Source organism: Aeromicrobium sp. (assembly GCF_049586495.1).
In the GTDB taxonomy this organism is placed as follows: domain Bacteria; phylum Actinomycetota; class Actinomycetes; order Propionibacteriales; family Nocardioidaceae; genus Aeromicrobium.
Genome location: NZ_JBAVCB010000208.1, coordinates 1 through 5,009, shown reverse-complemented (window position 1 = coordinate 5,009; position 5,009 = coordinate 1). Strand labels below are relative to the sequence as shown.

Annotated in this window: 5 protein-coding genes and 1 pseudogene; 5 read left to right on the top strand and 1 reads right to left on the bottom strand. The window is 68.4% G+C overall.

All coding sequences use genetic code 11. The features are described 5' to 3' along the window. The 3 genes and pseudogenes from WB508_RS11200 to priA all read left to right on the top strand — a co-directional run. Positions 1–288, top strand: a pseudogene (locus WB508_RS11200) (imidazoleglycerol-phosphate dehydratase); the annotation flags it as partial. A 2-nt stretch (positions 289–290) separates the two neighbouring features. Continuing rightward, complete coding sequence (hisH, locus tag WB508_RS11195; protein WP_423844965.1) at positions 291–926, top strand: imidazole glycerol phosphate synthase subunit HisH; 636 nt, start codon at positions 291–293, stop codon at positions 924–926. Between the two features lie 22 nt (positions 927–948). After that, complete coding sequence (gene priA, locus WB508_RS11190; protein WP_423844964.1) at positions 949–1,668, top strand: bifunctional 1-(5-phosphoribosyl)-5-((5-phosphoribosylamino)methylideneamino)imidazole-4-carboxamide isomerase/phosphoribosylanthranilate isomerase PriA; 720 nt, start codon at positions 949–951, stop codon at positions 1,666–1,668. Positions 1,669–1,671: 3 nt separating this feature from the next. On the opposite strand, the gene WB508_RS11185 is transcribed toward priA, so the two are convergent. Next, on the bottom strand, positions 1,672–2,295 hold the full coding sequence (locus WB508_RS11185) for a hypothetical protein (RefSeq protein WP_423844963.1): 624 nt from the start codon (positions 2,293–2,295) through the stop codon (positions 1,672–1,674). Between the two features lie 45 nt (positions 2,296–2,340). On the opposite strand from WB508_RS11185, the gene hisF reads away from it, so the two are divergent. Together hisF and WB508_RS11175 are read left to right on the top strand one after the other, a co-directional pair. Beyond that, positions 2,341–3,102 (top strand): imidazole glycerol phosphate synthase subunit HisF, encoded by a 762-nt coding sequence (gene hisF / locus WB508_RS11180; protein WP_423844962.1) that lies wholly within the window; start codon positions 2,341–2,343, stop codon positions 3,100–3,102. A gap of 16 nt (positions 3,103–3,118) precedes the next feature. Continuing rightward, positions 3,119–4,930: an ABC transporter ATP-binding protein gene (locus WB508_RS11175; RefSeq protein WP_423844961.1), complete on the top strand. Its 1,812-nt coding sequence runs from the start codon at positions 3,119–3,121 to the stop codon at positions 4,928–4,930. Positions 4,931–5,009 lie beyond the last annotated feature (79 nt).

Here is a 5,009-nt window from a genome sequence, read left to right as displayed (position 1 = left end):
CAGGTGGTCGTCGACGTCTCGGGCCGACCGTACTTCGTGCACTCCGGCGAGCCGGAGCGCCAGATCACCGCTATCATCGGCGGCCAGTACAGCTGCTCGCTGACCGGGCACGTGCTGGAGTCGATTGCTCACCACGCCGGCATCACGATGCACGTGCGCTCGGTCGACGGCCGCGACCCGCACCACATCGCCGAGGCCCAGTTCAAGGCCGTCGCGCGAGCCCTGCGCGAAGCCGTGGCCATCGACCCTCGCGAATCGGGTATCCCGTCGACCAAGGGCGCCCTCTAGCCGTGACGCGAGTCGTGGTCCTCGACTATGGGTCGGGCAATGTCCGCTCTGCCGTGCGCGCTTGCGAGCGGGCGGGGGCTGAGGTCGAGCTGAGCGCTGACGGTGACGTGGCGTTGGCGGCGGACGGACTGCTGGTGCCTGGTGTCGGGGCGTTCGAGGCCTGCATGCGGGGCTTCTCCGACGTCGGTGGCCCCCGCATCATCGAGCGCCGTCTGATCGCCAAGAAGCCGGTCCTGGGCATCTGCGTGGGCATGCAGATCCTGTTCGGTGAGGGCATCGAGCACGGCGTGCAGACCACGGGCTGTGGTGAGTGGCCCGGGCGGGTGGAACCGCTCGATGCGCCGATCGTGCCCCACATGGGCTGGAACAACGTCGAGCCGGCCTCCGCCTCGCGGATGTTCGCCGGCATCGAAGGGGAGCGGTTCTACTTCGTGCACTCCTTTGGCGTGCGTGACTGGTCGCTCACCCGGCCGCCAGCCATGCCCGCCCCGGTCGTCACCTGGACCTCCTATGGCTCGGAGCGATTCGTCTCCGCGGTCGAGGACGGACCGCTGTGGGCGACCCAGTTCCACCCCGAGAAGTCCGGCGACGCCGGCCGCCACCTGCTCGAGAACTGGCTGGCTTCCTTCGCAGCATGACGGTGTCGGTACGATCACCGGCGTGACTCTTGAACTCCTGCCAGCTGTCGACGTGGCCGAGGGACAGGCCGTGCGCCTCGTGCAAGGTGAGCTCGGCAGCGAGACGTCCTACGGGTCTCCGCTGGACGCGGCGCTGCAGTGGCAGACCGACGGCGCCGAGTGGATCCACCTGGTCGATCTCGACGCCGCCTTCGGCACGGGCTCGAACCGTGAGCTGCTCGCCGAGGTCGTCGGCCGGCTCGACGTCAAGGTCGAGCTGTCCGGCGGCATCCGTGACGACGCCTCGCTCGCCGCCGCGCTCGCCACCGGGTGCACCCGGGTCAATCTGGGCACGGCGGCGCTGGAGAACCCCGAGTGGTGCGCCAAGGTTTTGGGCGAGCACGGCGATCAGATCGCTGTTGGCCTCGACGTACGCGGCACCACGCTCGCAGCGCGCGGCTGGACCGAGGAGGGCGGCGACCTGTTCGAGGTGCTCGAACGCCTCGAGCGTGACGGCTGCGCCCGCTACGTCGTCACCGACGTCACGAAGGACGGAACCCTCACCGGCCCGAATCTGCAGCTGCTGCGTCAGGTGTGCGATCGCACCGACAAGCCGGTCGTGGCCTCCGGCGGAGTCTCGAGTCTCGACGACCTGCGCGCGATCGCCTCGCTCACCGACATCGGCGTCGAGGGCGCCATCGTCGGCAAGGCCCTCTATGCCGGTGCGTTCACGCTGCCAGAAGCCCTGCAGGCCGTTCGCTGAATCTCAGCACCCGTCGCGCATCAGGTCGGGCTTGGCAGACTTCGTCGCCTCGGCGAAGGTGACCTTGAAAGCGGGGTCGTTGTCCACCTGCTCGACCGACGTGGCGTCGCCGAGCAGGAAGCCCAGCCAGTTGTCGCCATCCTTGACGTACACGCCGACCTGGCCGTATCCAGCCTCCTCAGGGGCGCTCAGATCGCTGCCGTAGTTCTCGATCAGCTCACCGAACGTGGATCCGACACCCAGACCGTCAGCCGTGCGCGGCCCATCCTCGGCCGTCACCCCGAGCCCGAGGATGCCGCCCTCGGAGTCCACGACGACGTCCACCCCTGTGAAGGCGTCCTTCCACGCCAGGGGGAACATGCATTCTTCGACACCGGCCACGTCGGCGTCGAACAGACCAGTGGCCAGGGCAGCGTCCTTGTCGATGCCCGACTCCACCGGGCCGATGCGACCCGGCGCAAGCTCCAGGTCAGCCGACGACGTTGGCTGCGCAGCGGTGGGCGAGGGCGTGGGCGTGGACTCGACAGTCGTGGGGCTGGGGGATGCGCCCGGCTCGCCAGCATCGTCACCACAGGCAGCGGCCGACATCAGCAGCACGACTGACACCACCACCACGCGAAGTCTCATGCGGTCACATTAACGCCGTTGTGACGGGCTGGATAGGCTCGTGTGGTGAGCCTCTCCGTCCGCGTCATTCCGTGCCTGGACGTCGACGCAGGCCGCGTGGTCAAGGGCGTCAACTTCGTCGACCTGCGTGATGCCGGCGATCCGGTGGAGATGGCCACCGTCTACGACGCTGAGGGCGCCGACGAGCTCACCTTCTTGGACATCACGGCGTCCTCGGGCAACCGCGTCACGACCTACGACATGGTCGGACGCACCGCCGACCAGGTGTTCATCCCACTCACGGTGGGAGGGGGAGTGCGCACCGCGGACGACGTCGACCGCCTGTTGCGCGCCGGCGCTGACAAGGTGGGCATCAACACAGCCGCCATCGCCCGCCCGGAGGTCATCGCCGAGATCGCCCACCGATTCGGCAATCAGGTGCTCGTGCTCAGCGTCGACGCGCGGCGTAGCGCGGACCAGCCCAGCGGCTTCGAGGTCACCACCCACGGCGGTCGCCAATCAGCTGGCCTCGACGCTGTCGCCTGGGTCCGACAGGCCACCGAGCTGGGCGCCGGCGAGATCTTGCTGAACTCGATGGATGCCGATGGCACACGAAATGGTTTCGACCTGGACATGATTTCGGCAGTCCGCGGCGTGACACAGGTGCCACTCATCGCGAGCGGCGGGGCTGGGCGGCTGGATCACTTCCCGGCGGCCGTCGACGCTGGCGCCGACGCCCTTCTCGCTGCGAGCGTGTTTCACTTCGGTGACATGACCATCGGACAGGTGAAGGACACGTTGCGGACGGCCGGCCACGATGTCAGGTAGCGCACCGCAGGACGCGGTGACTGATCAGAACTCATCGGCCCTGGGAAACCGGGATTCCTCCCGGATGACCCGGCGCGGCATGCGGCTGCTGGGTCATGGCATCCGTCAGCAGAAGTTCCTGTTCACGGTCTCTGCCCTGGGCAGCATGCTCTACGGCGCCATGACCGTGGCTGACGCGTGGGTGCTCGGCTGGGCCACGGACCACGTCATTCGTCCGTCGTTCGAGAGCGGCGAGGTCGTGCGCGGGTCGCTCGTGGCGGCGGTGCTGCTGTTCATCGGCGTCGCCATCTTGCGCGCTGCTGGCGTGGTGGCTCGCCGACTCATCGGCGGCCTGGTGTACTACCGACTCGTCGCCTCGCACCGGCGGTTGGTGACCCGCAAGTACTTGGCGCTGCCGATGTCGTGGCACCACCGGCACCCCACAGGCCAGCTGCTGTCCAATGCCAACGCTGACGTCGAGGCCGCGTGGGCGGTGTTCATGCCGCTTCCCATGGCCGTCGGCGTCATCGCCATGCTCGTGGCCGCGCTCGGGGCCATGTTCGCAGCTGATGTGGTGCTCACCTTGGTTGGTCTGATCGTGTTCCCGGCCCTGTTCGTGATCAACGTGTTCTACCAGCGCTGGCTCTCACCACGGGTGGCACGTGCGCAGTCGCTCCGCGGAGATCTCAGCGCGGTCGCGCACGAGTCATTCGACGGCGCCACCGTGGTGAAGTCGCTGGGACGCGAATCTGACGAGACCGAGCGTTTCGCTGCGAGCACTCACGAGCTGCGCGACGCCAACATCGCCGTGGGGCGCGTGCGCAGCGTGTTCGATCCGTTGCTGGAGGCATTGCCCAACTTCGGGATCCTGCTGGTCATCGTGCTGGGCGTCGGTCGGGTGGCCAGCGGAGCAGCCGATCCCGGCGATGTCGTGCAGGTGGCTTACCTGTTCACGGTCGTGGCGTTCCCGGTCCGTGCGATCGGCTGGGTGCTCGGAGAGCTGCCCCGCAGCGTCGTGGGGTGGGACCGCGTCGAGAGCGTGCTCACTGCCACCGGATCAATGGACTACGGCACCGCCGATGTCCCAGGAACCGGCGCGGTCGAGCTGCGCCTCGACCAGGTCTCGTTCCGCTATCACGATGCCGACATCGACGTGCTTCAGCACCTCGACCTGCAGGTGCCGGCCGGCAGCGTCACCGCGGTGGTGGGTTCCACGGGAAGTGGCAAGAGCACCATCACCTCGCTGCTGGTTCGACTCGTGGACCCCACCGAGGGCACGATCCGCCTCGACAACGTGGCCCTGCCCGAGCTGGGTCACGCCGAGCTCGCGGACGTCGTGGCCGTCGTGCCGCAGTCGACCTTCTTGTTCGACGACTCGGTGCGAGAGAACATCACGCTGGGTCGCGACATCCCCGACGAGAACGTCTGGGCGGCGTTGCGCACGGTGCAGGCCGACGGCTTCGTCTCGGCACTGGGCCGTGGGCTTGACGCCCAGCTGGGGGAGCGCGGCACCACGCTGTCTGGTGGTCAGCGGCAGCGGCTCGCTCTGGCGCGTGCGCTGGTTCGTCATCCCCGACTGCTGGTGCTCGACGATGCCACCAGCGCCGTTGACCCCGAGGTCGAGCAGCGCATCTTGCAGGCTCTGGCCCAGCAGACCGCGGGAGGTTCAGGTCCGACCGTGCTCGTGGTCGCCTACCGCAAAGCCACCATCGCGCTGGCCGACGACGTCGTGCTGCTCGACGGCGGCCGAGTGGTCGAGCACGGAACCCACCACGAGCTCGTGGAGCGGTCCGGCGCCTACCGAGACATTGTCGACGCCTACGACCACGCCCGCGAGGTCATCTCATGAGCGCGCGGGATGCAGCGGCGCAGCAGGATCTGCCGGGCGTCGAGGCCTCGAGAGCGACCGGCATGGCCGTCGTGCGCCG